Genomic DNA, 26,335 nt, shown 5'->3' with positions numbered 1-26,335 from the left:
GTGAGCGAGCGGTGTGTTGGGGCCCGCGGGGGTGCCGTGCGGGGGCGTGCCGCCGGGAGTCGGGGCGGGGCCGCCGGGGGCCTGCGCGGGCACCGAGGCCGAGGGGCCGTGAGCGAGCGGTGTGTTGGGGCCCGCGGGGGTGCCGTGGGCCGGGGTGCCGCCGGGGGCCGGGGCGGGGCCTTGCGCGGGCGCTGGGGGCGGGGTGGCGTGGGCAGGGAGGCCCGCCGGGATGCCATGCGGGGGCGTGCCGCCAGCGGTCGGGGCAGGGCCGCCGGGGGCCTGCGCGGGCGCCGAGGCCGAGGGGCCGTGGGCCTGGGGGCCTGCGGGCCCTTGCGCGGGCGCCGGGAACGGTGTGTTGGGGGCTGCGGGGTCCGCAGGGGTGCCCTGGGCCGGCGTGCCGCCGGGGGCCGGGGCCGGGCCACCGTGGCCTTGCGCGGGCGCCGCGAGCGGCGTGTTGGAGGCTGCGGGGCCCGCGGGAGTGCCGTGGGCCGGGGTACCGCCCGGGGCCTGGGCCAGGTCACCGTGGCCCTGCGCGGGCGCTGGGGGTGGAGTGCCGTGGGCCGCGGCGGGGCCCTGCGTGGGGGTGCCGCCCGTTGTGGCGGGCGGGAGGGGCGTGCCGTGGGACGGGGTCGCCGCCGGGTGCTGCACGGGGGGCGCGGGTGCCCAGGGGCCCGGCTCGCCGTACGGCGGGGTGCTGTACGGGTCGGGGTCGTGCAGGGGGCGGGGCCGCTCGGCGTTCCCGGGGAGTGCCGCGCCGCCCAGGGGCCCTGTCAGGCCCTGCGGCGGTGCCGCGGGCGGCGGTTGCTGCGTGCCCCCCGGTGTTTCCGGCCGGGGGCGGCTCCACCACTTGGCCTTCGTGGGCTTGCCCTCGTCCATGCTCTCCCCACAACTGCCCTGCGGCGGACGCCGATTGCCTGCTCAACCCCGCACCCGCCAAGTCCCCCCGGCAAGCACGGTCCACCGAGATTCAACCAGGTTCCCCCGCCGGAGCGCAGGCACCTGTCACGTCAGTGGACCTGCGAGGTGCCCAGCAGCGGGCCCGAACCGGGGGCCGCCGCGGTGGTGTTCACCGGATCCGCGCCTCTCGTGCCCACAGGCCCCACCGCGGGCGGTCGTGCGTGGCCGGTCTGCGGCGGGCGTATCAGCGGGGAGAGCAGGGCGGCGCCCGTCAGCACGGGCCCCGTCAGCTCCCGCACGCTGTCGTGGGAGCGCGGCGGCTGCGCGGTCCCGGGCAGCAGGGGCCCCTTCACCTCGGTCGGGGCGACCGGCGCGGACAGGGCGCCGGGGCGCTGGCCCTGCGCCGACAGCGGATTGCCGCCGCCGCGGCGCCGCACGGAGTCGGAGGCCGCGGTGGCGCCCGAGCCCGGGGTGCGCTGCGGCGTCACATTGCTGTTGGCCTTGGAGCCGCCGGCCCGGGTGTCCCCGAGGTCGGCGGGGACGCCCGCGGTGACCCCGCCCAGCGCGATCGCGGCCAGCGACACCGCACCGGCCGCGGCGAACGCGAAGCGCCGTCCGCGCCAGAGCGAGCGGTCGCCGTCGTGCCGGGTGACGTCGTGGATGCGGAAGCCGCGCCCCTCGCCGGGCAGCACCGCGGCATGGGCGCCGGAAGGGGCGTACCCCACGAAGGACTCGGTGCTCACGCCGAAGAGCCCGGTCCGCGGCAGCCCGGCGGAACCGGTGGCGCCGGTGGCGAACCCGGCCCCGTCACCGGGGTGTCCGGGGCCGCCGGGCGGCTCGGAGCCGCCCGCGGGAAGGCCTTGGAGCCGGGCGAGGAAACTCTCGCTCGGCGGTGGCGGCGCCGCCTGCGCGAAGACGCTCTTCAGCCGGCGCTGGGCATCGGCCTCGGTCTTGCACATCGGACAGGTCGCCAGATGCGCGAGGACCCGCTCGCGCGCGTCATGTCCCAACTCGCCGTCCACCAGGGCGGCGAGCCGGTCCCCGAGATGCTGCTCGGCCTCGGCCAGGCGCCGCTCGGCAGGATTCGACCGTGATCCACTCACGCGGTCGCGCCCCCTCCTCCCAGCGCCACAGCTCCGGTGACCGCGAGCGAACGACGCTCGGCGCGGGCCTCGGGAGAGCGGTGCTGGAGGGCCTTGCGCAGCTGCGAACGGCCCCGGTGGATACGGCTGCGGACCGTACCGAGCTTGACGCCGAGCGTGGCGGCGATCTCCTCGTACGAAAGGCCCTCGATGTCGCAGAGGACCACGGCGGCGCGGAATTCGGGCGCGAGGGTGTCGAGCGCCTGCTGGACGTCCGCGTCGAAGTGCGTGTCGTTGAACACCTGCTGCGGCGACGGCTCTCGGCTCGGCAGCCGCTCGGCCGCGTCGTCCCCGAGGGCGTCGAAACGGATGCGCTGCTTGCGGCGCACCATGTCCAGGAAGAGGTTCGTGGTGATGCGGTGCAGCCAGCCCTCGAACGTGCCGGGGGTGTAGGTCGAAAGGGACCGGAAGACACGGACGAAGACCTCCTGGGTGAGGTCCTCGGCGTCGTGTTGATTGCCGGTCAGGCGATACGCCAGGCGGTATACGCGGCCGCTGTGCGTGCTGACGATCTCCTCCCAGGTGGGCGGAGTCCACGCCTGCGATTCCGCGTCAGCGGCAAAGGTCGCGGTCTGAGCGGAGTCGTTGGCACGGATGCGGTCAGCGGTGTCGGTCACGGATTTCGGCTCACCCGCCAACCCGAGAAAACGCCGGAGCGCTCCTCCCCGATCCGCGGACGCAGCCGCACCTCCCCTGTCGGCTCTGGTGGTGGCCAGTGGAGCCCCTACCATAACCACCTCGCCCGTTAGCTCCGGATAAGCGTTTTTACGTGAATTTGGTACGGGCTTCCCCACTGGTGTCCTGCCCCTTCGAGGCGCCCGCTTCAGGTCTTGATCCATCCGATCCCCCCGCCGTCTTCCCACCCCCCCTTTAAACGCGCGGTCCCATCTGCGGGTTCCCGGCCCCAACGGATACAGTCACGGCCAGGCAACCACGGGGACAGGAGAGGGCCATTACCGGCAACCGGCAGACGAGCTGGGCGTTCGCCGACGCCTTTGTCGCCGAGGACGAGGCGCTGCGCTGGGCCCGTGACCGGGCCCGGGAGGCAGGGCTGCCCTCGGTGTCGCCCGGCACCGGCGCCGCGCTGCGGATGCTCGCCGCCACGGCTGACGCGAAAGCGGTGGCCGAAATCGGTACGGGGACCGGCGTGTCGGGGATCCATCTCCTGCACGGCATGCGGCCCGACGGCGTGCTCACCACCGTCGACCCCGAGCCGGACCACCAGCAGTTCGCCCGCCAGGCATTCCGCGCCGCCGGCTTCGCGGGCAACCGTGCGCGGTTCATCCCGGGGCGCGCGCTGGACGTCCTGCCGCGGCTCGCGGACGGCGGCTACGACCTCGTCTTCTGCGACGGCGACCGCGTGGAGTCCCTGGACTACCTCGCTGAATCGTTGCGCCTGCTGCGGCCGGGCGGGCTCGTCTGCTTCGAAGGCGTGTTCGCCGACGGCCGGACCGTGGACTCGGGGCCGCAGCCGGTGGAGGTCCTGGCGCTGCGGGATCTGCTGCGGACGGTGCGGGAGAGCCCGGAACTCGTGACCTCGCTGCTGCCGGTGGGCGACGGGCTGCTCTGCGCCGTCAAACGGTAGCGGGGCGCCCCGTAGGGGCGCGGGGAACTGCGCGACCAGCCAAAGACGGCCCGCGGGAAGTAGACGCGCCTGAAGGCCCAGGGGCCAGGGAATAGCGCTGCCCCGGCATCCTTCGATGCCGGGGCAGGAAAAAAAGTGGGAGCGCTTCCGCGTCAGCCGACGACCTTCTTCAGAGCGTCGCCGAGCGCGTCGGCCTCGTCCGGAGTCAGTTCGACGACAAGTCGTCCGCCGCCTTCGAGCGGAACGCGCATGACGATGCCCCGCCCCTCCTTGGTCACCTCGAGCGGGCCGTCGCCCGTCCGCGGCTTCATGGCCGCCATGCTCGTTCCCCTTCCTGAAACCAGCTCATCGCAGCCGACAACCCAGGTGTCACCGGCATCGAACACATTGCTTCCAGGTCATTATCCCGCATGGCAGGACCCGATGACCAACATCGGTCTGCATCGCTTGCGCAACGCGCGCCCGCAAAACCACCCAATTCGGCGATGTGGCTGCGATACTTCGCCGCCCCATACGCCTCACAGACCCGAAATTCTTTGACGCACGTCACATATCCGGCCTCGTGCCGGACCTCGATGATCTCCGTCATGCTGAGGGCCACGTACTGGACCAGCGGAGGGGGCCACCATGGCCGACAGTGTGCTCTACGAGGTGAGCGACGGGCTCGCGACGATCACGATCAACCGTCCCGACGCGATGAACGCGATGAACACGGAGGCCAAGGTCGCCCTGCGGGAGGCCGTGCGGGAGGCCGCCACGGACACCGCCGTGCGCGCCGTACTGCTCACCGCGGCCGGGCGCGCCTTCTGCGTCGGGCAGGACCTCAAGGAGCACATCGGCTCGCTCGCGGCGGACCGCGAGGCGGGGACCGGGCAGACCATGAGCACGGTCAGGGAGCACTACAACCCCATCGTGCGGGCGCTGACGGGCATGCCGAAACCGGTGGTCGCCGGGGTCAACGGCGCCGCCGCGGGCGCGGGCCTCGGTTTCGCCCTCGCCGCCGACTACCGCGTGGTCGCGGACACCGCCAAGTTCAACACCTCGTTCGCCGGGGTCGCCCTGACCGCCGACTCGGGCGTCTCCTGGACGCTGCCGCGGGTGATCGGCCCCGGCCGCGCCGCCGACCTGCTGCTCTTCCCGCGCAACATCACCGCGCAGGAGGCGTACGACCTGGGCATCGCCAACAAGGTCGTGCCCGCGGCGGAGCTGGCCGCCGAGGCCGCCCGGGTGGCCCGCGCCCTGGCCGAGGGGCCGACCCTCGCCTACGCGGCGCTCAAGGAATCCCTCGCCTACGCGGCGGAGCACTCCCTGGACGAGGCGCTGGACAAGGAGGACGAACTCCAGGGCAGGGCGGGCGCCTCCGAGGACCACACGATCGCCGTCGAGGCCTTCATCGCCAAGGAGAAGCCGAAGTACCTGGGGCGCTGAGCGTCAGCTCCCCGCCGCCTCGCGGGCCACGCAGTCCGCGAGGTGGTCGTTGACCAGGCCGCACGCCTGCATCAGGGCGTACGCCGTGGTGGGGCCGATGAAGCGGAGGCCGCGCTTCTTGAGGGCCTTGGACAGGGCCGTGGACTCCTCGGTGATGGCGGGCACGTCCGAGAGCGCCTTCGGTACCTGGCGGGACGCCGGGTCGGGTGCGAACGACCAGATCAGTGAGTCCAGTTCGCCCTCGGGCCAGTCGGCGAGCACGCGCGCGTTGGCGAGGGTCGCGTCGATCTTGGCGCGGTTGCGGATGATGCCCGGGTCGGCGAGGAGCCGCGCACGGTCCTCGTCCGTGAACCCGGCGACCGAGGCGATCTCGAAGTCGGCGAAGGCGGCGCGGAAGCCCTCGCGGCGGCGCAGGATCGTGATCCAGGAGAGGCCGGACTGGAAGGCCTCCAGGCAGAGCCTTTCGTAGAGCGCGTCGTCGCCGTGGACCGGGCGGCCCCATTCCTCGTCGTGGTACGCGAGGTAGTCCTCGGTGGACAGCCCCCAGGGGCAGCGCAGGCCGCCGTCCGGGCCCGCGAGGGCGCCTGTCCCGCCGCTCACTGGTCGCCTCCCTTGTCTCCGTCGTGCTCGGCCCCGCGCTGTTCGTACCCCTCGAAGAGGGCCGGGCCCGCGACCGCCGCGGCCTGGGCGCCCGCCAGGGCCGCTTCCAGTTCGGCGATGCGGGCGTCGCGCTCGGCCAGCTCGGCGCCGAGGCGGCCGAGCACGTCGTCCACGTCGTCCATGTGGTAGCCGCGCAGCGTCGTCGGGAAGCGGACCTCGTCGATGTCGGCCCGGCGCAGCGGGCGGTCCAGGGGCAGCGGATCGGTGAACCGCTCGGGCGCGGCGTCGGGCAGGGCCCCGCTCTCGCCGCCGCCGACCACGGCGAGGGTCACCGCGCCGACCACCACGACGAGGACGATGACCAGGAACAAGAACAAGACCATGTCTTCAGGCCCCCACGCTCGACTGCCCGTGCTGAAACTGCCGGGGTCCGATCGTGCCATGCGCCTTCGGCGGTTAAGGTCGCAGGCGGCCGAACCGCGACAAGGACCCAGGAGGGCCACAGGGGATGCTCAGGCTTGGCAGGCGCGAGTTCGACGCGCACGAGCCGGTGATCATGGCGATCGTCAACCGGACCCCGGACTCCTTCTACGACCAGGGCGCCACGTTCCGCGACGAGCCCGCGCTGGCCCGGGTGGAACAGGCGGTGGCCGAGGGCGCGGCCGTCATCGACATCGGCGGGGTCAAGGCGGGTCCCGGCGACGAGGTGACGCCCGAGGAGGAGGCGCGCCGCACGGTGGGCTTCGTCGCCGAGGTGCGCAAGAGGTTCCCCGACGTGGTGATCAGCGTCGACACCTGGCGCCACGACGTGGGCGAGGCGGTCTGCGAGGCCGGTGCCGATCTGCTCAACGACGCGTGGGGCGGCGTCGACCCCAAGCTCGCGGAGGTCGCCGCGCGGTACGGGGCCGGTCTGGTGTGCACGCACGCGGGCGGCGCGGAGCCGCGGACGAGGCCGCACCGGGTCACGTACGAGGATGTGATGGCCGACATCCTGCGGGTGACGGTGGGCCTGGCCGAACGCGCGGTCGAACTGGGTGTGCCGCGCGATTCGGTCCTCATCGACCCGGGTCACGACTTCGGCAAGAACACCCGGCACAGCCTGGAGGCCACCCGCAGGCTGGGCGAGATGGTGGAGACGGGCTGGCCGGTGCTGGTCTCCCTGTCCAACAAGGACTTCGTGGGCGAGACCCTGGACAGGCCGGTCAAGGAACGCGTGATCGGCACCCTGGCGACGACGGCGGTCTCGGCATGGCTGGGCGCGCAGGTCTACCGCGTACACGAGGTCGCGGAGACCCGGCAGGTGCTGGACATGGTCGCGACGATCGCGGGTCATCGAGAACCCGCCGTCGCCAGACGAGGCCTGGCCTGACGAACCCCGCCCCGCCCCCGGCGGCCGGACGGAGTCCGGCACAGCCGGGCGAAGCCCGCGAGGCGCCCCAGCGCCGAGCGGTGCGAGGACGGCACGGAGAAATGGTCATGGTCGCGACGATCGCGGGGCACCGGGCGCCCGCCGTGGCGCGGCGGGGGCTGGCCTGAGACGACCGCGCCCCGGCGGGCGCCCGCCGTGGGGCTGCCGGGGCTCCTCCTCGGGGGGTTCTACTTCGCGACTTCCTTGGTCACCAGGGAGATCGCCTCGTCGACGTCGTCCGTGACGTGGAACAGGAGCAGGTCGGCCTCGGAGGCCTTGCCCTCGGCGATGACCGTGTTCTTGAGCCAGTCGATCAGGCCGTTCCAGTACAGCGAGCCGAAGAGGACGATCGGGAAGCGCGTGACCTTGCGGGTCTGTACGAGGGTGAGCGCCTCGAAGAGTTCGTCCAGGGTGCCGAGGCCGCCGGGCAGCACCACGAACCCTTGCGCGTACTTCACGAACATCGTCTTTCGGACGAAGAAGTAGCGGAAGTTCACGCCGATGTCGACGTAGGGGTTCAGCCCCTGCTCGAAGGGCAGTTCGATGCCGAGGCCGACCGAGGTGCCCTTGGCCTCGACGGCGCCCTGGTTGGCGGCCTGCATCGCACCGGGCCCGCCGCCCGTGATGACCGCGAAGCCGGCCTCCACGAGCGCCTTGCCGATCTCCACCCCCGCCACGTACTCCGGCGAGTCAACGGGGGTGCGTGCCGAGCCGAAGACGCTGATGGCGGGCGGGAGTTCGGCGAGGGTGCCGAAGCCCTCGATGAACTCGGACTGGATGCGCAGCACCCGCCAGGGGTCGGTGTGCACCCACTCGGAGGGGCCGTCGGAGTCGAGCAGACGCTGATCGGTGGTGCCGGCCTGCACCTTGTCGCGCCGGCGCAGCACCGGGCCGAGCCGCTGCTCCTCGGGACGCTTCCTGGCAGCGGGGGCACCACTGTCTGAGCCGGCATCGGGGTTGGTCATCGTCTGCTCCCTCCACGCGTACGTGACCACAGCGTAGGTCTACGACGACGTCAGCCAGGCCCGCAGCCGCTCCTCTGCCTCCGGGATCAGCGAGGCCTTCACCCGCTCGTCGACCTTGTGGGCGAGCAGCGGGTCACCGGGGCTGAAGTTCACCGCGGGCACGCCGAGCGCGCTGAAGCGGGAGACGTCCGTCCAGCCGAACTTGGGGCGGGCCTCGCCGCCGACGGCCGCCATGAACGCGGCGGCGGCCGGGTGGGTGAGGCCGGGGCGGGCCGCGCCCGTGTGGTCGTCGACGATGAACTCGTCGACGCCGCAGTCCGCGAAGTAGTCCCGCACGAAGGCGAGGGCCTCCTCCTCGCTGCGGTCCGGCGCGTAGCGGAAGTTGACGGTGACGGTGCACTCGTCGGGGATGACGTTGGTGGCGACGCCGCCCTCGATGCGGACGGCGTTGAGGCCCTCGTGGAACTGGAGGCCCTCGACGACCGGCTTGCGCGGTTCGTACGCGGCGAGCTTCTGAAGGATCGGGGTGGCCGCGTGAATGGCGTTGGAGCCCATCCACGCGCGCGCGGAGTGCGCCCGCACGCCCTTGGTCCTCAGCAGGACCCGCAGCGTGCCCTGGCAGCCGCCCTCGACCTGCCCGTCGGTCGGCTCCAGGAGGATCGCGAAGTCGCCCGCCAGCCAGTCGGGGTGCGCCTCGGCGACGTGTCCGAGGCCGTTGAGGTGGGCGGCCACTTCCTCGTTGTCGTAGAAGACGAAGGTGAGGTCGCGGTTGGGCTCGGTCACCGTCTGGGCGATGCGCAGCTGGACGGCGACGCCCGACTTCATGTCGCAGGTGCCGCAGCCCCACAGGACCCCGTCCTCGTCCAGGCGGGACGGCACGTTCGGAGGGTTGTCCGCGATCGGCACCGTGTCGATGTGTCCGGCGAGGACGACCCGCTCGGCGCGGCCGAGGTTCGTACGGGCGACCACATTGTTGCCGTACCGGTCGACCGTCAGGTGCGCGAGGCCGCGCAGGGCCGTCTCGATGGCGTCGGCGAGGTCCTTCTCCGAACCGCTCGGGGACGGGAAGTCGACGAGGCGAGCGGTCAGCTCGGCGGCGTCCAGCGTGAGGTCAAGCGGCGTCTGCGGCATACGGAAGACCCTAACTCCAGCGGCCCGCCGACCTGTCGGCCGACCTGTCGGTGGACTCCAGTACCTTGGACGCGTGCCTGAGCCCCCCACCTTCCTCCGGCGCGGCCGTACCCGCCGTCTGACGGCCGCGGTCGTCGTGCTGCTCGCCGTCGCGGGCTATGTGGCGGTGCAGTACGTCTACGGGGGCAGGCCCTCGCCCCGGTGCACGGTGGTGTCGGCCAACGACGACGGCGCCTCGTACGAGTTCACGGCCGAGCAGGCGCAGAACGCCGCGACGGTCGCCGCCGTCGGCACCGCGCGCGGGATGCCCGAGCGCGCCGTGACCATCGCCCTCGCGACCGCCCTCCAGGAGTCGGGGCTGCGCAACATCCGGCACGGCGACCGGGACTCGCTCGGCCTCTTCCAGCAGCGCCCCACCCAGGGCTGGGGCGATGAGCGCCAGATCATGGACCCCGCGTACTCGGCGGCCCGTTTCTACGAACATCTGGCCGAGGTCCCCGGGTATTCGCGGCTGCCGCTGACGGTCGCCGCGCAGCGTGTGCAGCGCAGCGGCTATCCGCAGGCCTACGCCAAGCACGAGCCGGACGCCGTGCTGCTCGCCGCCGCGCTCACCGGCCGCGCGCCCGCCACCTTCAGCTGTGAGGGCCGCGTCGGCACGGATCCCGGTGGCCCGGCGCGGGTGCGGGCCGCACTCGTGCGCGACTTCGGCCGCGAGGTGCGCCCGGACGAGGGCGGGGGGCGCACGGTGACGGTCCCGGTGCCGGCCGCGGCCGCCGCGGGCGACAGGGCCCCGCGGCGCGGCTGGGAGCTGGCGCACTGGGCCGTGGCCCAGTCCTCGGCGCTGCGCATCGAGCGCGTCTCGTACGGCGGCCGGGAGTGGCGCGCCTCGGGTTCGGGCACGTGGCGCAAGGCGCGGACGGGTGGGGCCGCGGGGCCGGGCGCCGCCGCGGACGAGGTCAGGATCGTCACCGGGGAGTAGACCGGACAGGAGTACGTCGCATCACCCGACCGAGGGGCGACGATCACCGCTGGACGACGATCCGCCCGCTGCCCCACGCCGAGCCGCCGTCCTCGCGAAATCCCTTGAGAACAAAGGGAATTAAGGATTCAGCAGCACGGCGGGACGGCGAGTCGTTTGCCCGTTTTTATCCAGAGCTGATAATGCGACGCATTACCAACTCTTTACGTTGTCATACCGCAACCTTCATGGGCTTCGAGCGGTAGTCACGGCGTCCGATCGCCGGAAGCCATCCGGTGGGACGCCGGAGCCGATCCGGCCGGACACCCAACGTTCTCTCCCGTCTGAAGGAGCATCATGTCCCTCCCCCTGACCCGCCGGATCGCCCGCGCCGCGCTGCTCAGCGCAGCAGGCGCAGCCTCCGTGGTCGGTGCGGCCGGCTCCGCGAGCGCCGTTGGCCTGCCTGCCTCCCCCGACCTGGGCGGGCTGACCGCGCTGGACGGCGCCGGCCTGGGCAACACCGTCGACGGCGCCGCCCAGAACACCACCAAGACCGCCGGTGACACCGGCGGCAAGGCCGTGAAGAAGGCCGTTCCGACCGCGGGCAAGGTCGTCGGCAAGGGCGCCAAGACCACGGCCCCCGCCGCGCAGAAGGCCGCCGGTGACGTGGCGGGCAGCGCGGGCGAGGTGCTGGGCGACACGGCGGGCACGGCGACCAAGGGCGGTCTGCCCACCGACGACGTGGCCAAGGGCGGCCTGCCGACCGACGCGGTCACCAAGGGCGGTCTGCCCACCGGGGGGCTGCCCACCGGTGCTCTTCCCACCCAGGGTCTGCCGCTCGGCTGATCACACCCCTGATCGCACACCTGATCGCACGGCACCCGCACGCAGGGCCCGGAGCCACTGGCTCCGGGCCCTGCGTCATGTCCGCTCGGCGATTACGCCAGGCGCTCGACCGCCGCCGCCACCCGCTCGTCCGTCGCCGTCAGCGCCACCCGCACGAAGCGCTCGCCCGCCGGGCCGTAGAAGTCGCCGGGCGCCACCAGGATGCCGAGGCCGGCGAGGTGGCCGACGGTGTCCCAGCAGGACTCGTCGCGCGTGGCCCACAGATACAGGCTCGCCTCGCTGTGCTCGATGCGGAAGCCGTGCTTCAGCAGAGCGTCGCGCAGGGCGGTGCGCCGGGCCGCGTACCGCTCGCGCTGCTCGTGGACGTGCTGGTCGTCGCCGAGCGCGGCCACCACGGCGGCCTGGGTCGGCGCGGAGGTCATCATGCCGCCGTGCTTGCGGATCTGGAGCAGGTCGCCGAGGACGGCGGCGTCACCGGCGATGAACGCGGCGCGGTAGCCCGCGAGGTTCGACCGCTTGGAGAGCGAGTGGACCGCGACGATCCCCTCGTACGAACCGCCGCACACGTCCGGGTGCAGGACCGAGACCGGGTCCGCCTCCCAGCCCAGTTCCAGGTAGCACTCGTCGCTGACGAGGAGCACGCCGTGCTCGCGCGCCCAGGCGACCGTGCGGGTCAGCTCCTCGCGCGTGAGGACCCGACCGGTGGGGTTCGAGGGCGAGTTGAGCCACAGGAGCTTGAGGTTCGCCGGGTCCAGCTCGCACGGGTCGTCGTAGGCCACGTACTCGGCACGGGCGAGCCGCGCGCCGACCTCGTACGTCGGATAGGCGAGCCGGGGGTAGGCCACCACGTCACCCGGGCCGAGGCCCAGCTGCGTCGGGAGCCACGCCACCAGTTCCTTGGAGCCGACGACCGGCAGGACCTCGCGGTGCGTGATGCCCCGCGCGCCCAGGCGCCGTTCGCACCAGCCGGTGAGCGCGTCGCGCAGCTCGGGCGTGCCCCACACCGTCGGATAGCCCGGCGAGTCGGCGGCGGCGACCAGAGCCTTCTGGATCAGCTCGGGGACCGGGTCGACCGGCGTGCCGACGGACAGGTCGACGATGCCGCCCGGGTGCGCGGCCGCCGTGGCCTTGTAGGGCTCCAGCTTGTCCCAGGGGAAGACGGGAAGCCGATCGGAGACTGCGGACACGTGCTCACTCCCGTGGTGCGCTTGTTCGTTCGGGGGCGCATGGAACGCCTCGGTGGAAATGCCTCGGTCCCGTACGACAGGACATGCCGTACGGGACCGGGGCGGCGCTCAGGCCGTCGTTACTGGTTCTGCGGCGGCAGGGCGGCGATGAAGGCGTGGTCGCGCTCGATCAGGCCGAGCTTGCTCGCGCCACCGGGCGAACCCAGCTCGTCGAAGAACTCGACGTTCGCCTTGTAGTAGTCCTTCCACTCCTCGGGAGTGTCGTCCTCGTAGAAGATCGCCTCGACCGGGCAGACCGGTTCGCAGGCTCCACAGTCGACGCATTCGTCCGGGTGGATGTACAAGGACCGGGAGCCCTCGTAAATGCAGTCGACCGGGCACTCCTCGATGCACGCCTTGTCCTTGACGTCGACACAAGGCTGCGCGATGACGTAGGTCACGCTGTCGTTCCTCCTCGATACGGGCGTTGGCGGGCCGTCCTCAGGCTCCGCTCGCCTGGCGCGCGGGAGCGCGGCGTCGTCGATGCCCGCCCCTAGTATCTCCGTTCCTGGGCATGATCCGAACAGGAGGGGCGTACAGAGCTGTGGAATTCACTGCGGGCGGACGGCTTGAGGTCCGTATCACCCCTGCTGACGTGGGCAAAAGGATCTCGGTGCGGCGGCTGAGCGAGCCGGGATCCGTTGGCGGCAAGTTCACCGACACGGTGGGTGTTCTCACATCGTGGAATGGCGGAGTGGTGCACATCACACGGCGTGATGGCGAGAGCGTCCGGATTCCGGAGCACCCCCTGGTCGCCGGCAAGGTCGTGCCGTCGGCACCCGCCCGCCGCCGCGGGCCCGCCGCCTCGTACGAGGAGCTGGCGCGGATCGGCGCGCGGGCCTGGCGGCCGGTGGAGAGCGAGCGGCTCGGCGACTGGGAGCTGCGGGCCGCCGCCGGCTTCACGCGACGCGCCAACTCGGTGCTGCCGCTGGGCGATCCGGGACGGCCGCTGGACGAGGCGCTGTCATACGTACGTCAGTGGTACGCGGCCCGGGAGCTGCCCGCGTACATCCAGACGGCGACGGGCGCCGAGGGCACCGAGGAGCTGCTCTGCGCGGAGCTGGCGGAGCGCGGGTGGGAGCGCGAGGTCAGCGCCGCGCTGCACGTGGGCGCCCTCGCGCCGGTCGCGGATCTGGACGCGGACGTGTCGCGCGTAGAACTCTCCCGGTCCTGCGACGAGGCGTGGCTGCGGCGGTACGGCCGGGCCGGGAACTTGGCACCACATGTGTCCAAGGTGCTGGCGAGCGGGCCCTCGGTGTGGTTCGCTTCCGTGCCCGGGAGCGGTGACACCGCGGCCGCCATCGGGCGGTGCGTGGTGGACGGGCGCTGGGCGGGGTTCATGGCGGTCGAGGTGGACCCGGGGCTCCGGCGGCAGGGGCTCGCCACCGCGGTGATGACCGCGCTGGCCCGACAGGCCCTGCTGGACGGCGCGTCGGCGGCCTGGCTTCAGGTCGAGGACGACAACGACGGCGCGCGGGCGCTGTACGGCCGGATGGGCTTCGCGGCGCATCACGCCTATCACCACTACCGGCACGGCGGGGCCTGAGCGGCGGCGGCCCGGCGTGGCAGCACGGCACGGCACGGAAAACAGCCCGGCGAGGGCATGAGACACGAGGCACGTATGCACGCGGAGTCCGGCGAATGGCGGCGGCGGTTCGCCGAAGAGGCACGGTCCGAACGGCCGGCACTCGCGCTGCTGTGCCTGCTGATCGGCGCCGAGGCCGACCCCGGTCTCGACGAGGCGGGCATCGACGCCGCCGAGATCGAGCTGGACCGGCTCGCGGGCCTGCTGCCGTTCCGCCCCGGAGGGCCGCGCGCCTGGGCGCAGGCGATGGCCGAACTCCTCGGTGAGAGCTGTGGGTTCGAGGGGACGCCGGGCGACTACCAGCGGCTGGAGTCCTCCCTGCTGCACGAGGTGCTCCGGCGGCGCAGGGGGCTGCCGATCCTGCTCTCCGTGGTGTGGATGGAGGTGGCGCGCCGGGCGGGCGCCCCGGTGTACGGGGTGGCGCTGCCGGGCCACTTCGTCGTCGGCTTCGGGCCGCGCGACGACCAGGTGCTCGCCGACCCGTTCGACGGCGGGCGGCTGCTGACCGGGCAGGACGCGGAGCTGCTGGTGGCGGGGACCGCGGGCACGGGGGTGCAGCCGTCGATGCTGACGCCCGCCGACCCGCTGAACATCGTGCAGCGCATCCTCAACAACATCCGCGCCTGGGCGGCCGCGCGCCCCGAGCGTTCGGAGGTCGCGCTGTGGGCCCTCGACCTCTCCCTGCTGCTGCCCGCGCACCCGGCGCGGCTGCGCTACGAGCGGGCCCAACTGCTCGTCCAGCGCGGTGACTTCCTCGGCGGCGCGGCGGAGCTGGAGGAGTACGCCGATGTCGTGACGGCGGTGGAGCCGACCACCGCGGACCGGGTGCGTCAGCAGGCGCGGGCGGCCCGGGCCATGCTGAACTGACCGGGCGGGGCGGCGGGGGCCGCGCCCCGTACCGGCTTCGGGCGACGTATCGATCGGGCCGACCGGGCAACACGCACGTATGCATCCCCGAGTACCCAAAAACACCGAGTGGCGACGGCTGTTCGCGGCCGAGGCCGGGGCGCCGCGGCCCGATCTCGCGCTGCTGTGCCTGCTGATCGGCGCGGAGGCCGACCCCTCCCTCGACCAGGAGGGGATCGACAGGGCGCGGCGCCTGATCGGGCGGCTCGCGGAACTGGCCGCGCACAGCCACCGCTCCGGCCGCGCCGACGACCCCCGGGCCTGGGCCCTGACGCTCGCCGAACTCCTCGGCGGGTACTGCGGGTTCAGGGGCAGACCCGGCGACTACCACCGGCTGGAGTCCTCCCTCCTGCACCAGGTGCTGCGGCGCCGCAGAGGGCTGCCGATCCTGCTCTCCGTGCTGTGGATGGAGGTGGCGCGCCGGGCGGGAGCGCCGGTCCACGGCGTGGCGCTGCCGGGCCACTTCGTCGTCGGCCTCGGCCCCGTGGACGATCGGGTCTTCGCCAACCCGTTCGACGGCGGGCGCGTCCTGACCGGCACGGACGTGGAGCTGCTCGTCGCGGCGGCCACCGGGGCGCCGCCCGTGCCGTCGATGCTGCACCCCGCGGGCACACTGGACATCGTGCGGCGCGTACTGAACAACATCCGCGCCTGGGCCGCGGCGCGCCCCGAGCGCTGTGACGTCTCGCTCTGGGCGGTCGAACTCTCCCTGCTGCTGCCCTCACCGGCGCCCCGCCTGCGCTACGACCGCGCCCAGCTCCTCGTACAGAAGGGGGACTTCCTGGTGGGCGCCCGGGAGCTGGACGCCTACGCCGACGAGCTGGCCGGTCAGGACGCGGCGACGGCGGACCAGGCGCGGCGGCAGGCGCGGGGGGCGCGGGCGCTGCTGAACTGAGCGGGCGGGGCGCCCGTGCAGCGGGCGGTCAGAGCCAGCCCTTGTCGCGGGCGGTGCTGACCGCCTCCGCGCGGTTGCGGACCGCGAGCTTCTGGATCGCCGTCGAGAGGTAGTTGCGGACCGTGCCCTGGGAGAGGTGCAAGGCGGCGGCCAGTTCGGCGTTGGTGGCCCCGCCGGACGCCGCGCGCAGGACCTCGCGCTCGCGGTCCGTCAGGGGGTTCGCACCTTCCGCGAGGGCCGCCGCGGCCAGCGTCGGGTCGATGACCCGCTCCCCCGCGAGGACCTTGCGCACCGCCGCGGCGAGCTGGGCCGCGGGGGCGTCCTTGACCAGGAACGCGTGGGCGCCGGCCTCCATGGCGCTGCGCAGATAGCCGGGGCGGCCGAAGGTGGTGAGGATGACGATCTTCAGCTCGGGGCACGCGGCGTGCAGTTCGGCCGCCGCCTCGATGCCTGTCCGGCCGGGCATCTCGATGTCGAGCAGCGCCACGTCCACGTCGTGCGCGCGGGCCGCCGCGAGCACCTCGTCGCCGCGGGCCACCTGGACGACGACGTCGATGTCGGGTTCGAGGCCGAGCAGGGCCGCGAGGGCCTCGCGGACCATCGACTGGTCCTCGGCCAGCAGAATCCTGATGACATCGCCCGCGCCCTCGGCGCTGTTGCCGCTGCTCATGAGGGGGATCCTACGGGCGCCTCCGCCAGCGGAACACGGGCCGCCAGGCGGAAGCCGCGGCGGGCCGCGGGACCCGTCTCCAGGGCCCCGCCGACCGCCTCCACGCGCTCGGCCAGGCCCGTCAGGCCGTTGCCCGCGGCGGCACCGGAACCGCCCACCCCGTCATCCTCCACGGACAGCTCGAGGAGCGGTCCCGCGAGCGTCTGCCGCGCCGCGAACGCCACCGTGCAGTGCCGGGCCGAGCTGTGCCGCACGACATTGGTGACGGCCTCCCGCAGCGCCCAGGCGAGCGCCGCCTCCGCCTCCTCCGCCGGCAGTTCGGCGGGCGGCTCCAGCGGGACGTCGCCCTCGATGCCCGCGGCCGCCAGCGCGGTGCGGGCGCCCGCCAGTTCGCCGGCCAGGGTGCGCCTGCGGTACCCGGAGACGGCCTCGCGCACATCCACCAGGGCCTGACGGCTGACCCGCTCGATGTCGGCCACCTCCTTGGCGGCCTTGTCGGGGTGGTCGGGAAGCATGCGTCCGGCCAGCTCGCTCTTGAGCGTGATCAGGGAGAGGGAGTGGCCGAGCAGGTCGTGCAGGTCCCTGGCCAGCCGCAGCCGCTCCTCGTTGGCCGCCAGCTGGGCGACGGTGGCCCGCGCCTGGCGGAGCTGGATCATCGTACGGATCAACTGGCGCACACCGGACATGGCGTAGCCCACCATGAAGGTGATCAGTCCGAGGCTGGCGATCAGGTCGCCGAGGCCGTCGTCGCGCAGGCCGATCAAGATCATCAGCAGGGTGACCCCCGGGATGATCCAGACCGAGGCCCGCAGCGACAGGACGACTCCGGCGGACACGGAGACGTACACGAAGAGTCCGAGCCAGGGGTCGCCGAAGCTGAAGGAGAGGACCGCGGCGAGGAGCAGGAGCAGCCCGAACGCCGCGTAGAGCCTGCCCCGGTCGAGCACCTTCGTGGTGTAGCGGAAGACCAGGATCAGATAGCAGGCCACGAAGACCGCGAGGCCGAGGGAGCCGAGCACCGTGGCGCGGACCGTGTGACGGCCGTCGGCCAGGTCCTTGATCGGTGAGCTGAGGAAGATCAGCCAGACACTGATCCAGGCCATCTTCACCAGCGACTGGCGGCGGCCCCTGGGCGGGCGCCCGAACGTGTGCAGGGGGTGGAACGCCTCGCTCTCCGCGTCTGTCTCGCTCACGCCTTCAGTGTGTCCTTCCGGTACAGCCAGGCCGCGCCGCCCGCGAAGAGGAGGAAGTAGGCGGCCAGCAGGATGACGTCCTTCGCGTGCGGGGCGTCACCCAGTTCGATGGCCCGCCCGAGGGCAGCGTACGCGTGGGTCGGAAGCCAGTCGGCCAGGGTCTGGAGCCAGTCGGGGAACGTCGTCGAGGGCATCCACAGGCCGCCGAGGAGGGAGAGCACGAAGTAGACGATCATCGTGATCGGGCGGACCGCGTCACCGGTCGCGAGGTAGCCGATGGCCACGCCGAGGGCCGCGAAGCAGAGGCTGCCCGCCCAGATCGCGCCGGTCAGCGCCAGCCACTGCCAGGCCTCGAAGCGGACGTCCTTGAAGATGGCGGCGACCGCGAACACCACGAGGATCGACGGCAGGCTGACCACCGCCGCGCTCGCGGTCTTCGCCAGGACGTAGCCGCGCCCGGGGAGCGTCGTCAGGCGCAGCTGGCGCACCCAGCCGTTCTCCCGCTCCTTCGCGATGCGCTCGCTGTTGCCCATCAGAACGGCGGTGAGGGCGCCGAAGGACGCCATCGAGACCATCATGAACGCCGGGAGCGACAGCCCCGAGCCGGGGACGTCGCCGGCGGTGCCCGAGATGATCAGGAAGAGCAGGGACGGATAGATCATGGAGAAGAACTGGGCCTTGCGGTTGCGCAGGGCGCGGGTGATCTCCAGCTTGATCAGGCCCCGTGCGGCCAGTGTGTTCGTCATCGGGTCCGTGCCTCCTCGGCCTCGGTGATCGCCACGAAGGCCTGCTCGAGACCGAGCCCGGCGACTTCGAGATTGTGGGGGTATACACCGAGTCCGTACAGCGCGTGCACGGTGGCGTCGGCGTCGGCGGACTGGAGGCGGACCGAGTGGCCCGAGATGTCCAGCGCCGTCAGGAAGGGCAGCTCCCGCAGCCGGCCGGCCAGCGCCGCGTCGATCTCGGCGAGGTCGAAGGCGACCTTGCGCGCGCCCGCCCTCGCCTTGATCTCGGCGGCGGTGCCGTCCGCGAGGAGGCGGCCGCGGTGCAGGACCAGGACGCGGTCGGCGATCGCGTCGGCCTCCTCCAGGTAGTGCGTGGCGAACAGGACCGCGCGGCCCTGGTCCGCCTGCTCCCGCATGGTGGCCCAGAACGCCTGGCGGGCGGTGACGTCCATGCCGGTCGTCGGCTCGTCCAGGACGATGAGGTCGTTCGCGCCGGCCGTGGCGAGCGCGAAGCGCACGCGCTGCTCCTGGCCGCCGGAGAGCTTGTCGACCTTGCGGTCGGCGATCTGCTCGATGCCCGCGTGGGCCAGCACGTCACCGACCCTGCGGGGCCTCGGGTGCAGATCGCAGGCGAGCCGCACCAGCTCGCGCACGGTGACCTCGCCCATCAGCCCGCCGCTCTGGAGCATGGCGCCGACCCGGCCCGCGGTGATCGCCTCGCGCGGCGAGGTCCCGAAGACCCGCACCGTGCCGCTGTCCGGGCGTCCGAGGCCGAGCAGGAGGTCGAGGGTGGTGGACTTGCCCGCGCCGTTCGGCCCGAGGAGCGCCACGGTCTCGCCGGGGCGCAGGTCGAGGGTGAGCCCGTCCACGGCGCGGACGTCGCCGTAGCTCTTGGTCACCTCTGTGAAGGTCACTGCGTTCATGTGATCCATCGTCGGCGGTGGCGGACGACGGGGGCAGTGTCGTGTGTGGCGAGTACGGGATGACATCTGTCATCCCGTACTCGGCACGGTGTCCTAGCTCGCGTTCGTCTCGATGACGCCGATCCGCTCCGCCGGGGTCTTGCCGAGGAGCGCCTTGTTCATGGCGCTCGCGACATCGGTCGGCTGGACCGGCGTCTTGTCGCCGTTGCCGCGCTGGATCAGGATGCCGTCGAAGACGTTGCCGTACAGCTTCTTCAGCTCTTCGAGGTCGTACTGCGGCTGGAGGGTGCCGTTCTCGGCGACCTTTGTCTTCAGGATCTTCGGCAGTGACCTCGCCGGGCCGAAGGGGATCGCCTTGGTGCCCGCCTTGATCGTGACGTTGGCGGACATCGCGGGCTCGGCGAACCGGGTCATGAACTTGTCGACCTCGGCCTTGGAGACCGTCGGCTTGCGGGTGGTGACCGGCACCTGGACCGTGCCCGCGCTGCCCGTCTCGACCTGCTTCTTGTACGCGTCCGCGACCGCCGTCGTCGATGCCTGGGCGTCGATTCCCTTGCCGACCCTGCCGTAGACGGGGACGGCCTTGCCGGGCTCGAACTTGACCGTGCCCTCCTTCGCCGAGCCCGAGCCGCCCGCGGCCCGCTCCAGGGCGGCCGCCAGCTTCTCCTCGTCGACGGGCATGACCGGCTCGACGACGCGCTGGTTGCCGAAGAGCGAGCCCACCACCGATACGGGGTTGTAGTCGCTGCCCGCGGCCGCGCGGACGGTGGCCTGGCTGTCCAGGGTCAGGCCCGCCTGGTCCGGCTTGAGCATGACCTGCTCACCGGCCACCGACAGCTTCAGCGGCTTGGCGACGCGCTCGCCGAGGGCGTCGTCGAGCTTCTTGACGGCCTCGTCGCGGGTGCCGCCGCCGATGTCGACGCCGAGCACCGTGGTGCCCTTCGGGACGTCCGCGTGGTTCATCAACAGGCCCGCGCCGTACGCCCCGCAGGCCACGACGACCACGGCGACCGCGAGGAGGACCAGTTTGTTGCGGCCCTTCTTCTTCGGCGCGGGCTTGGGGGCGGCCGGCACGTCGGAGCGCACCGGCTCGGGCAGCTTCGGCGGGGTGTGCGCCAGCGGCCCGTCGCCCTGCGGCCCCGAGCCGAACGGGGAGTTGTCCTGGACGGGCGGCACGACGGGGATGCCGCTGGTCAGCGTCTCCCCCGAGACATTGCCGCCCGGCGTGGGCGCGCCGGGGCCGCCGGGCAGGGAACCGGGGCCTCCCGCGGGCGGGCGCGCGCCGCCGGGGGGCGGTGAGAGGGGCCCGGCCTTCTGCGGCGTAAGGATCGCGGTGTCGTCGCTCATGGCTCCCGAACGCGGGAGGGAGCCGGTGGAGTTGCCGGGGCCGCCGGGCCCACCAGGGGCGCCGGGGCCGGGAGCGGACGGGCGGGCGCCCGGCGTGGGCGGCCCCAGCGGGCTGTCGCCGGTGACGGGGCCGCCGGTCGGGCCCACCGGGCCCCGCGAGTCTTGGGGGCCGCCGCCGCCCGGACCTCCGGTGAAGTACGGCAGGTCGCCGCGCGCCGGGTCGCCGCCCTGCGGTGCGCCCGAGCCGAGGGGGCCCGACGCCACGGCGCCGGACACGTCGTAGGGGCTCGCACCCGGACCGCCGCCGGAACCATTCATTCCGGAACTGCCGGGACCGCCGGGACCGGCCGGGCCACCGGGGCCACCGGGAGCGCCGGGCCCACCAAGGCCACCGGAGCCGCCGGGCGCGCCCGAGCCGCTCGAACCCGCCGCCGAGGGGCCGCCGTTGGCGGACGCCCCGCCTGGCACGCCGCCCGACACACCACCCGACGCCGCGCCCGACGCACCGCTCTCGCCCCGCGCGGGCTTGCGCGGTGCGAACCAGTCGCTGGTCTTCTCGTCGGCCGCGCCGGAACCTCCCGCGCCGCCCTCACCGGGAGCGGATCCCGCGCCGCCACCGGCGTCCGCGCCGTCGGCGGAAGCGGAACCGGAACCGGAACCGGAACCGGAAGGAAGGTCTCTGCCGAGCCCGCCGTCGACGGCACCCCTCGTGGCGCCCGGGTCCCCCGCGCCGGGAGCCCCCGGCGCGGCGTCACGGCCGTTCCCGTCGTCCGCGTACGACGCGTCGCCGCGCGAGGCGCCCTCGTCGCCGACGGGCGTACGCATGACGACCGGCGGGATGGGCCGCGAACCGGGGATGTTGATCCGGATGCGAGTGGTCAGCGTGGTCTGGGTCTCGGGCTCTTCGGGCCGCTCGTCGGCGGCCTGCCGCCGCTGGCCGTCCGCGCCGCCGTCCGCGGCGGCGCCCTGTGCCGGGGAGCCGTAGGGCGGCGTCCCCGAGGGGTATGCGGCTCCGCCGCGCCCCTGGGGCCCGGAGGACGAACTGTCAGTTTCACGACTCAAGGCAGGTTCTCCTGGTTGACTCCGCCGCCCGGCTCGACCTCATCCGGGGTCCCCCCGGCCGGAGGTTGGGGGAGGCTCGGCGGCCGCACCACCATACTGGCCGCCGTCGGCACTCATCCTGTGACCGGCGTCAAACCCGTGCGGGACACGGGCTGAAGTGGTACGTCACTTGCCAAGTCGGGCGGCGGACGCGGTCGGTTGCGGCCGCTGCCCGAGCGTGGCGCACATCACAGCCACCACCATGCCGCCGAGCAGGAAGCCGTACGAGCCGGGGCCCGCGCCGAAGAGGAAGTCCCCCTCGGATCTGGTGGCGGTGAGCAGCATCACCGCGACGAGCCAGCCGGCGGCGGGCGCGACGGCCCCCGCCTTGGTGCCGACCGCCCGCGCCCCGCCGTAGAAGGCACCGGCCGCGCCGAGGAGGGCGAGCAGCAGTCCGGCGGGGAAGAAGCCGCCCTGGACGAGCGCGCCCGCGGCGCCCACGACGGCGCCGAGCACGAAGAGAGCGGCGTACGCGGCGACTCGGCCCGCCCGCAGGGGCTGCGCGAGGAAGCTCCCCGCGGGCGCGGCGGGCGCCCCGGCCGTCGCGGCGGACCCTGGCCCAACCCCGGAACCAGCACCGGAACCAGCACCGGAACCGGAACCGGCCCCCGACGACGCACGAGATCGCGTACTCACAGCGCGGTCACCCCAGCCACATCCGTCACCCTTTCGAGCCCCGCGAACAGATCCGTCTCGCGGGCTCCGTCCTTACGCGACGCTTCTCCCCGCACCAGTTCGTAGTACTCCACCTCGAAGATCGGCTGGGCGAGGTCGTTGGAGAGGACGAACAGCGGCTCGCTCACCGTGATCTGGGTGGCGTGGGCCCGCATCGCCGCCGCCTTGGCCGGCTTGTAGGGCGTGCCGTCGATCTCCGTCGTGATCCGCTCGTCGTCCGTGACGCCCGGGACGTCCGCGACGGCGGCGGGAGTCGTGAACGGCGAGAACCGCAGCGCCCCCGTCATCCAACGGAAGCGCTCCTCGACCACGGACCGCGGCGCGCGGTTCCAGTAGATCTTGCTGATGGTGTGCGGCTCACCGAGGTCGCCGCGGAAGGCGGGCTCGGCCGCCAGCTCGGCGGCGCGCATGGCGACGCGGTGGGCCTGGATGTGGTCGGGGTGGCCGTAGCCGCCGTCGGGGTCGTACGTGACGAGGACCTGTGGCCGGACCTCGCGGATCACCTCGACGAGGTGCGCGGCGGCCTCGTCGAGGTCGGCCGACCAGAAGGCGCCGGGGCGGCGGTTCTGTTCGAGGCCCATCATCCCGGAGTCGCGGTAGCGGCCGGCGCCACCGAGGAAGCGGTGGTCGGTGACGCCCAGTTCCTTCATGGCGGCGGCGAGTTCCCCGATGCGCCAAGCGCCCAGGGAGTCCTCGCGGTCGGCGGCGAGGTGGGCCAGCTCGGCCGGGATGACCTCGCCCTCCTCGCCCAGCGTGCAGGTCACCAACGTCACCTGGGCGCCCTCGGCCGCGTACTTGGCCATGGTCGCGCCATTGTTGATCGACTCGTCGTCGGGGTGCGCGTGCACGAGCAGCAGGCGCCGGGCGGGCGGTTCCGTCATGGGACCACCCTACGAGGAGCGCGGGGCGGTCAGAACTTGATGCCGCCGATCACCCCTGCCACGTTCGTCGTCAGCTCGTTGATCGTCGGCGCGATGGACGAGCTGGCGAGGTAGAAGCCGAGCAGCGTACAGACGACCGCGTGCCCCGTTTTCAGCCCTGACTTCTTGACCAGCAGGAAGACGATGATCGCCAGCAGCACCACCGCCGAAATCGAGAGTGCCACGGCGGTCACCTCCAAGTCGTAAGCCGTAACCCAGTGCGGACGCAAGCAGGTTCATACCCACCAAGCGCTACGGATCATAACTATCCGTGCGGACGCATGACTCGGAGCACGGCAGCACAGGGGGCGCATGCGCCATAGGGTCGGGGGATGACCTCCGAGAACCCCGGAATCCCCAGGCCCGACGGCAGCCCGGCGCGGGGTGTCTCCTTCCCGCGCGAGAACGCCCGGACGCGGCGTTTCACCCTCGGCGCGCCGCGTGCCTTCACGGTCGCGCCCGACGGGTCCCGGGTGGTGTTCCTGCGCTCGTCGTCCGGTACCGACCCGGTGAGCGGGCTCTGGGTGCTGGACCTGACGGACGGGGCGGCCGAGCGTGTGGCGGCCGATCCGGGTGTGCTGCTCGGCGGTGCGGCCGAGCGGCTCTCGCCCCGGGAGCGGGCGCGGCGCGAGCGCAGCCGGGAGAGCGGTGCGGGCATCGTGGAGTACGCGACGGACGCGGCGGTGGAGCTGGCGGCGTTCGCGCTGTCGGGCCGGCTCTTCACGGCGGAGCTGCGCGCGGGCACGGCACGCCAACTGCCCGCGCGGGGCCCGGTGATCGACCCGCGCCCCTCGCCCGACGGCCGGCATGTCGCCTATGTGTCCGGCGGCGCCCTGCGGGTGACGGGCGCCGACGGCGAGGGGGACAGGGCGCTCGCGGAGCCGGAACCGGGCCACGCGGCGACCGTCACCTACGGACTCGCGGAGCACGTCGCGGCCGAGTCGATGGCGCGGCACCGCGGCTTCTGGTGGTCGCCGGAATCCGACCGGCTGCTCGTGGCGCGGGTCGACGACGCCCCGGTGCGGCGCTGGTGGATCGCGGACCCCGCGCACCCGGACCGCGAGCCCACGAAGGTGGCGTATCCGGCGGCGGGCACGGCGAACGCGGACGTACGCCTGTTCGTCCTCGGGCTCGACGGGTCGCGCGTCGAGGTGGCGTGGGACCGCGCCCGCCTCCCGTATCTCGCCCGGGTGCACTGGTCGGCGGACGGCGCCCCGCTGCTGCTCGTGCAGTCCCGCGACCAGCGGAGCCAGTCGTACCTCGCGGTGAACCCCGAGGACGGTTCGACGCGGATGGTGCACGCCGAGGACGACGCGGAGTGGCTGGAGCTGTTCCCCGGCGTGCCCTGCTGGTCCCCCAGCGGCAAGCTGGTGCGGATCGTCGACGAGGGCGGCGCCCGGGTCCTCGCGTGGGGCGAACGGCCGCTGACCGGGGCGCAGTTGCACGTCCGCGCGGTGCTCGACGTGACCGAGGAGGACATTCTCGTCGCGGCGTCGGCGGGCGCGGCGGCGGCCGGTCCCGAGGTCGGCGAGGTGCATGTCTACCGCGTCAACGAACTGGGGGTGGAACGCCTCTCGCGGGAACCCGGTGTGCATTCGGCGGTGCGGGCGGGCGGAGTCACGGTGCTCGTTTCGGCCACCCTCGACCGGCCCGGTGCCCGCGTCCAGGTGCTGCGCGCCGGCAAGCAGGTGGCCACTGTCGCCTCATACGCCCAGCGCCCGGGGCTCACGCCGCGCGTGACGCTCGCCGAAGGGGGCACGCGTCGTATCCCGTGCGCCGTTCTGCTACCCAGGGAATACAAGGCGGCGGACGGGCCACTTCCGGTACTCCTCGATCCGTACGGCGGTCCGCACGGTCAGCGCGTCCAGCGTGCGCAGGGCGTCTTCCTGACCTCGCAGTGGTTCGCCGATCAGGGGTTCGCGGTGATCGTGGCGGACGGCCGCGGCACGCCGGGGCGCTCCCCCGCCTGGGAGAAGGCGATCAAGAACGACCTCACGGTGACGCTCGACGACCAGGTCGACGCCCTGCACTCCCTCGCGGCGACCGGGGAGTACCCCCTGGACCTGGGCCGGGTGGCGATCCGCGGTTCCTCCTACGGCGGCTATCTCGCGGCGATGGCCGCGCTGCGCCGCCCCGACGTGTTCCACGCGGCGGTGGCCGTCGCCCCGGTCACGGACCTGCGGCTGTACGACACGCACTACGAGGAGCGGTATCTCGGCGACCCGGCCCGGTCCCCGCAGACGTACCGCCACAACTCGCTGGTCTGGGACGACGGTCTGGTCGAGGCGGCCGGGCCGCACCGGCCGATGCTGATCGTGCACGGCCTGGCCGACGACAACGTGGTGGTGGCCCACTCCCTGCGGCTCTCCTCCGCGCTGCTCGCCGAGGGGCGCCCGCATGAGGTGCTCCCCCTGTCGGGCGTGACGCACCTGATGGGACAGGAGCAGGTCGCGGAGAATCTGCTCCTGCTCCAGGTCGACTTCCTGAAGCGCTCGCTCGGCCTCTGAGCGGGCGGATGGGCCCCGCCGGTCTACGGCACGACCTGCTTCTCCTCGGCGAAGTGGCAGGCCGAGTCGTGGGCCGCGGGCCCCTGCTGGTACCGGAACTCCGCGGGGACCGCGAGCGCCGGCACCTCCAGGGCGCACCGCTCCCTGGCCTTCCAGCAGCGGGTGCGGAAGCGGCAGCCCGAGGGCGGGTTGGCGGGCGAGGGCACGTCACCGCTGAGGATGATCCGCTCCCGGTGCTCGCGGGCCTCCGGGTCGGGGACCGGCACGGCGGAGAGCAGTGCCTGGGTGTAGGGGTGCGTCGGATGCTCGTAGATCTCCTCGTCCGAGCCGGTCTCGACGATCCGGCCGAGGTACATCACGCCGACCCGGTCGGAGATGTGCCGCACGATCGACAGGTCGTGGGCGATGAAGACATAGCTGAGGTCGAATTGCTCCTGTAGCTGGTCCAGGAGGTTGATGACCTGGGCCTGGACGGAGACGTCGAGCGCGGAGACCGGCTCGTCGGCGACGATGATCTCGGGGCGGAGCGCGAGTCCGCGTGCGATGCCGATGCGCTGGCGCTGGCCGCCCGAGAACTGGTGCGGGTAGCGGTTGATGTACTCCGGGTTGAGGCCGACCACGTCCAGGAGGTCCTGGACCTTCTGGCGGCGCGAGCCCTTCGGGGCCACCTCGGGGTGGATCTCGTAGGGCTCCCCGATGATG

Annotated in this window: 27 protein-coding genes and 1 pseudogene; 9 read left to right on the top strand and 19 right to left on the bottom strand. The window is 73.1% G+C overall.

What is annotated here, in order from left to right:
- The 3 genes and pseudogenes from IG54_RS42685 to sigE form a co-directional block, all read right to left on the bottom strand.
- Nucleotides 1-876: pseudogene (locus tag IG54_RS42685) on the bottom strand (protease); the annotation flags it as partial.
- Nucleotides 877-1,007: 131 nt separating this feature from the next.
- On the bottom strand, nucleotides 1,008-2,000 hold the full coding sequence (locus tag IG54_RS0133995) for an anti-sigma factor family protein (protein ID WP_030793844.1): 993 nt from the start codon (nucleotides 1,998-2,000) through the stop codon (nucleotides 1,008-1,010).
- Nucleotides 1,997-2,770, bottom strand: coding sequence for an RNA polymerase sigma factor SigE (gene sigE, locus IG54_RS0133990; protein ID WP_199782995.1), 774 nt, complete (start codon nucleotides 2,768-2,770; stop codon nucleotides 1,997-1,999). Before sigE ends, IG54_RS0133995 begins: the two co-directional genes overlap by 4 nt.
- A gap of 155 nt (nucleotides 2,771-2,925) precedes the next feature.
- Here sigE and IG54_RS0133985 point away from each other — a divergent pair, with 155 nt between their 5' ends.
- Nucleotides 2,926-3,624 carry an O-methyltransferase gene (locus tag IG54_RS0133985; protein ID WP_078594833.1) on the top strand — a complete coding sequence of 233 codons (699 nt, stop codon included), beginning with the start codon at nucleotides 2,926-2,928 and terminating at the stop codon, nucleotides 3,622-3,624.
- A 152-nt stretch (nucleotides 3,625-3,776) separates the two neighbouring features.
- Here IG54_RS0133985 and IG54_RS40890 read toward each other — a convergent pair whose 3' ends face one another.
- Nucleotides 3,777-3,944 carry a DUF3117 domain-containing protein gene (locus IG54_RS40890; RefSeq protein WP_003966491.1) on the bottom strand — a complete coding sequence of 56 codons (168 nt, stop codon included), beginning with the start codon at nucleotides 3,942-3,944 and terminating at the stop codon, nucleotides 3,777-3,779.
- Between the two features lie 307 nt (nucleotides 3,945-4,251).
- Between IG54_RS40890 and IG54_RS0133975 the strand changes: the two genes are divergently transcribed.
- Nucleotides 4,252-5,052, top strand: a complete 801-nt coding sequence (locus tag IG54_RS0133975) for an enoyl-CoA hydratase/isomerase family protein (protein ID WP_030793835.1) — start codon at nucleotides 4,252-4,254, stop codon at nucleotides 5,050-5,052.
- Nucleotides 5,053-5,055: 3 nt separating this feature from the next.
- Here the strand turns inward: IG54_RS0133975 and IG54_RS0133970 are convergent, their stop codons facing one another.
- Nucleotides 5,056-5,652 (bottom strand): DNA-3-methyladenine glycosylase I, encoded by a 597-nt coding sequence (locus IG54_RS0133970; protein WP_030793832.1) that lies wholly within the window; start codon nucleotides 5,650-5,652, stop codon nucleotides 5,056-5,058.
- Nucleotides 5,649-6,035 carry a DivIVA domain-containing protein gene (locus tag IG54_RS0133965; RefSeq protein ID WP_030793829.1) on the bottom strand — a complete coding sequence of 129 codons (387 nt, stop codon included), beginning with the start codon at nucleotides 6,033-6,035 and terminating at the stop codon, nucleotides 5,649-5,651. The genes IG54_RS0133970 and IG54_RS0133965 overlap by 4 nt, the downstream gene beginning before the upstream one ends.
- A 125-nt stretch (nucleotides 6,036-6,160) precedes the next feature.
- Here IG54_RS0133965 and folP point away from each other — a divergent pair, with 125 nt between their 5' ends.
- Nucleotides 6,161-7,021, top strand: a complete 861-nt coding sequence (gene folP, locus IG54_RS0133960; RefSeq protein WP_030793827.1) for a dihydropteroate synthase — start codon at nucleotides 6,161-6,163, stop codon at nucleotides 7,019-7,021.
- 227 nt (nucleotides 7,022-7,248) lie between these two features.
- Here the strand turns inward: folP and IG54_RS0133955 are convergent, their stop codons facing one another.
- The gene (locus tag IG54_RS0133955; protein ID WP_030793824.1) at nucleotides 7,249-8,025 is read right to left on the bottom strand and encodes a TIGR00730 family Rossman fold protein; all 777 of its coding nucleotides are present in this window, start codon (nucleotides 8,023-8,025) and stop codon (nucleotides 7,249-7,251) included.
- Nucleotides 8,026-8,064: 39 nt separating this feature from the next.
- Nucleotides 8,065-9,156 (bottom strand): succinyl-diaminopimelate desuccinylase, encoded by a 1,092-nt coding sequence (dapE, locus tag IG54_RS0133950; RefSeq protein WP_030793820.1) that lies wholly within the window; start codon nucleotides 9,154-9,156, stop codon nucleotides 8,065-8,067.
- 73 nt (nucleotides 9,157-9,229) lie between these two features.
- On the opposite strand from dapE, the gene IG54_RS0133945 reads away from it, so the two are divergent.
- Both IG54_RS0133945 and IG54_RS0133940 read left to right on the top strand, forming a co-directional pair.
- Nucleotides 9,230-10,135 (top strand): hypothetical protein, encoded by a 906-nt coding sequence (locus tag IG54_RS0133945; protein WP_030793817.1) that lies wholly within the window; start codon nucleotides 9,230-9,232, stop codon nucleotides 10,133-10,135.
- 336 nt (nucleotides 10,136-10,471) lie between these two features.
- Nucleotides 10,472-10,960, top strand: a complete 489-nt coding sequence (locus tag IG54_RS0133940) for a hypothetical protein (protein WP_030793814.1) — start codon at nucleotides 10,472-10,474, stop codon at nucleotides 10,958-10,960.
- A 92-nt stretch (nucleotides 10,961-11,052) separates the two neighbouring features.
- Here IG54_RS0133940 and IG54_RS0133935 read toward each other — a convergent pair whose 3' ends face one another.
- Nucleotides 11,053-12,147 carry a bifunctional succinyldiaminopimelate transaminase/glutamate-prephenate aminotransferase gene (locus tag IG54_RS0133935; RefSeq protein WP_030793812.1) on the bottom strand — a complete coding sequence of 365 codons (1,095 nt, stop codon included), beginning with the start codon at nucleotides 12,145-12,147 and terminating at the stop codon, nucleotides 11,053-11,055.
- A 119-nt stretch (nucleotides 12,148-12,266) separates the two neighbouring features.
- A complete protein-coding gene (fdxA, locus tag IG54_RS0133930) occupies nucleotides 12,267-12,587 on the bottom strand; it encodes a ferredoxin (RefSeq protein WP_030573070.1) in 321 nt (106 codons plus the stop codon).
- A gap of 143 nt (nucleotides 12,588-12,730) precedes the next feature.
- On the opposite strand from fdxA, the gene IG54_RS0133925 reads away from it, so the two are divergent.
- The 3 genes from IG54_RS0133925 to IG54_RS0133915 all read left to right on the top strand — a co-directional run bounded on the left by IG54_RS0133925 (nucleotide 12,731) and on the right by IG54_RS0133915 (nucleotide 15,572).
- Nucleotides 12,731-13,732: a GNAT family N-acetyltransferase gene (locus IG54_RS0133925; RefSeq protein ID WP_030793810.1), complete on the top strand. Its 1,002-nt coding sequence runs from the start codon at nucleotides 12,731-12,733 to the stop codon at nucleotides 13,730-13,732.
- 57 nt (nucleotides 13,733-13,789) lie between these two features.
- A complete protein-coding gene (locus IG54_RS0133920; RefSeq protein WP_030793807.1) occupies nucleotides 13,790-14,638 on the top strand; it encodes a transglutaminase-like domain-containing protein in 849 nt (282 codons plus the stop codon).
- 79 nt (nucleotides 14,639-14,717) lie between these two features.
- The gene (locus IG54_RS0133915) at nucleotides 14,718-15,572 is read left to right on the top strand and encodes a transglutaminase-like domain-containing protein (RefSeq protein ID WP_030793804.1); all 855 of its coding nucleotides are present in this window, start codon (nucleotides 14,718-14,720) and stop codon (nucleotides 15,570-15,572) included.
- A 28-nt stretch (nucleotides 15,573-15,600) separates the two neighbouring features.
- On the opposite strand, the gene IG54_RS0133910 is transcribed toward IG54_RS0133915, so the two are convergent.
- The 8 genes from IG54_RS0133910 to IG54_RS0133870 all read right to left on the bottom strand — a co-directional run bounded on the left by IG54_RS0133910 (nucleotide 15,601) and on the right by IG54_RS0133870 (nucleotide 23,311).
- On the bottom strand, nucleotides 15,601-16,242 hold the full coding sequence (locus IG54_RS0133910; RefSeq protein WP_051820311.1) for a response regulator transcription factor: 642 nt from the start codon (nucleotides 16,240-16,242) through the stop codon (nucleotides 15,601-15,603).
- On the bottom strand, nucleotides 16,239-17,345 hold the full coding sequence (locus IG54_RS0133905) for a sensor histidine kinase (RefSeq protein WP_078594834.1): 1,107 nt from the start codon (nucleotides 17,343-17,345) through the stop codon (nucleotides 16,239-16,241). The genes IG54_RS0133910 and IG54_RS0133905 overlap by 4 nt, the downstream gene beginning before the upstream one ends.
- A gap of 86 nt (nucleotides 17,346-17,431) precedes the next feature.
- On the bottom strand, nucleotides 17,432-18,181 hold the full coding sequence (locus tag IG54_RS0133900; protein ID WP_030793794.1) for an ABC transporter permease: 750 nt from the start codon (nucleotides 18,179-18,181) through the stop codon (nucleotides 17,432-17,434).
- Nucleotides 18,178-19,092 (bottom strand): ABC transporter ATP-binding protein, encoded by a 915-nt coding sequence (locus IG54_RS0133895; RefSeq protein ID WP_030793791.1) that lies wholly within the window; start codon nucleotides 19,090-19,092, stop codon nucleotides 18,178-18,180. The genes IG54_RS0133900 and IG54_RS0133895 overlap by 4 nt, the downstream gene beginning before the upstream one ends.
- Before the next feature lie 84 nt (nucleotides 19,093-19,176).
- Nucleotides 19,177-21,492 (bottom strand): hypothetical protein, encoded by a 2,316-nt coding sequence (locus IG54_RS0133890; protein WP_030793788.1) that lies wholly within the window; start codon nucleotides 21,490-21,492, stop codon nucleotides 19,177-19,179.
- Nucleotides 21,493-21,657: 165 nt separating this feature from the next.
- Nucleotides 21,658-22,026, bottom strand: a complete 369-nt coding sequence (locus IG54_RS0133885; protein ID WP_030793785.1) for a DUF6113 family protein — start codon at nucleotides 22,024-22,026, stop codon at nucleotides 21,658-21,660.
- Between the two features lie 137 nt (nucleotides 22,027-22,163).
- Nucleotides 22,164-23,087, bottom strand: a complete 924-nt coding sequence (gene mshB / locus IG54_RS0133875; RefSeq protein ID WP_030793783.1) for an N-acetyl-1-D-myo-inositol-2-amino-2-deoxy-alpha-D-glucopyranoside deacetylase — start codon at nucleotides 23,085-23,087, stop codon at nucleotides 22,164-22,166.
- A 29-nt stretch (nucleotides 23,088-23,116) separates the two neighbouring features.
- Complete coding sequence (locus IG54_RS0133870) at nucleotides 23,117-23,311, bottom strand: hypothetical protein (RefSeq protein ID WP_030793780.1); 195 nt, start codon at nucleotides 23,309-23,311, stop codon at nucleotides 23,117-23,119.
- A 147-nt stretch (nucleotides 23,312-23,458) separates the two neighbouring features.
- Here IG54_RS0133870 and IG54_RS0133865 point away from each other — a divergent pair, with 147 nt between their 5' ends.
- Nucleotides 23,459-25,633, top strand: coding sequence for an alpha/beta fold hydrolase (locus IG54_RS0133865; protein WP_030793777.1), 2,175 nt, complete (start codon nucleotides 23,459-23,461; stop codon nucleotides 25,631-25,633).
- A 23-nt stretch (nucleotides 25,634-25,656) separates the two neighbouring features.
- Here the strand turns inward: IG54_RS0133865 and IG54_RS0133860 are convergent.
- The coding region (locus IG54_RS0133860; RefSeq protein WP_030793773.1) for an oligopeptide/dipeptide ABC transporter ATP-binding protein at nucleotides 25,657-26,335 on the bottom strand (679 nt) is incomplete at its 5' end.

The sequence above is a fragment of the Streptomyces sp. NRRL S-920 genome (genome assembly GCF_000717945.1).
GTDB lineage: Bacteria > Actinomycetota > Actinomycetes > Streptomycetales > Streptomycetaceae > Streptomyces > Streptomyces alboniger.
This window is presented reverse-complemented; position numbering and strand designations above follow the sequence as displayed.

Excerpts from the sequence above, each read along its gene's own strand:
- IG54_RS0133940 (WP_030793814.1), top strand. The coding sequence starts at position 10,472 with ATGTCCCTCCCCCTGACCCGCCGGATCGCCCGCGCCGCGCTGCTCAGC.
- IG54_RS0133920 (WP_030793807.1), top strand. The coding sequence starts at position 13,790 with ATGAGACACGAGGCACGTATGCACGCGGAGTCCGGCGAATGGCGGCGG.
- IG54_RS0133975 (WP_030793835.1), top strand. The coding sequence starts at position 4,252 with ATGGCCGACAGTGTGCTCTACGAGGTGAGCGACGGGCTCGCGACGATC.
- IG54_RS0133900 (WP_030793794.1), bottom strand. The coding sequence starts at position 18,181 with ATGACGAACACACTGGCCGCACGGGGCCTGATCAAGCTGGAGATCACC.
- sigE (WP_199782995.1), bottom strand. The coding sequence starts at position 2,770 with ATGGTAGGGGCTCCACTGGCCACCACCAGAGCCGACAGGGGAGGTGCG.
- mshB (WP_030793783.1), bottom strand. The coding sequence starts at position 23,087 with ATGACGGAACCGCCCGCCCGGCGCCTGCTGCTCGTGCACGCGCACCCC.
- dapE (WP_030793820.1), bottom strand. The coding sequence starts at position 9,156 with ATGCCGCAGACGCCGCTTGACCTCACGCTGGACGCCGCCGAGCTGACC.
- IG54_RS0133910 (WP_051820311.1), bottom strand. The coding sequence starts at position 16,242 with ATGAGCAGCGGCAACAGCGCCGAGGGCGCGGGCGATGTCATCAGGATT.
- folP (WP_030793827.1), top strand. The coding sequence starts at position 6,161 with ATGCTCAGGCTTGGCAGGCGCGAGTTCGACGCGCACGAGCCGGTGATC.
- IG54_RS40890 (WP_003966491.1), bottom strand. The coding sequence starts at position 3,944 with ATGGCGGCCATGAAGCCGCGGACGGGCGACGGCCCGCTCGAGGTGACC.
- IG54_RS0133955 (WP_030793824.1), bottom strand. The coding sequence starts at position 8,025 with ATGACCAACCCCGATGCCGGCTCAGACAGTGGTGCCCCCGCTGCCAGG.
- IG54_RS0133905 (WP_078594834.1), bottom strand. The coding sequence starts at position 17,345 with ATGGCCTGGATCAGTGTCTGGCTGATCTTCCTCAGCTCACCGATCAAG.
- IG54_RS0133895 (WP_030793791.1), bottom strand. The coding sequence starts at position 19,092 with ATGGATCACATGAACGCAGTGACCTTCACAGAGGTGACCAAGAGCTAC.
- IG54_RS0133915 (WP_030793804.1), top strand. The coding sequence starts at position 14,718 with ATGCATCCCCGAGTACCCAAAAACACCGAGTGGCGACGGCTGTTCGCG.
- IG54_RS0133965 (WP_030793829.1), bottom strand. The coding sequence starts at position 6,035 with ATGGTCTTGTTCTTGTTCCTGGTCATCGTCCTCGTCGTGGTGGTCGGC.
- IG54_RS0133865 (WP_030793777.1), top strand. The coding sequence starts at position 23,459 with ATGACCTCCGAGAACCCCGGAATCCCCAGGCCCGACGGCAGCCCGGCG.